A 288-nucleotide genomic window follows, 5' to 3' on the forward strand; every position below is an offset into this window, starting at 1 on the left:
GATTTTTCGTTACTGGTTCTTTTTACGTTTTTTATTATTTTGTCGCTCTGCTGGAGTTAAAGGCTCGTTTGCAAATACTTCATTATAACCAGCACCTTGTCCTTGTGCAGATGCCGCATTCATTCCTGAAATAGTATGATTTGCTTTTCTTTTACCCATTTTATTTCACCTCTATAACTTTTTTTGTATGTTGAATGATGAGCAGGTCATAGTATGTATGAACTGTAAGTAAAGCACTAATAGAGCACTTTACTTTATGGTAATAGTATTCATAAGGAGCGTGAACAC

General features: G+C 34.4%; 1 protein-coding gene. It reads right to left on the reverse strand.

From position 1 onward, the window contains the following. Positions 1-9: 9 nt before the first annotated feature. Positions 10-159, reverse strand: coding sequence for a small acid-soluble spore protein SspO (sspO, locus tag ACSG5Z_RS31585; protein WP_435712924.1), 150 nt, complete (start codon positions 157-159; stop codon positions 10-12). Positions 160-288: the final 129 nt, after the last annotated feature.

It is taken from the genome of Bacillus pretiosus (assembly GCF_051294775.1).
In the GTDB taxonomy this organism is placed as follows: domain Bacteria; phylum Bacillota; class Bacilli; order Bacillales; family Bacillaceae_G; genus Bacillus_A; species Bacillus_A wiedmannii.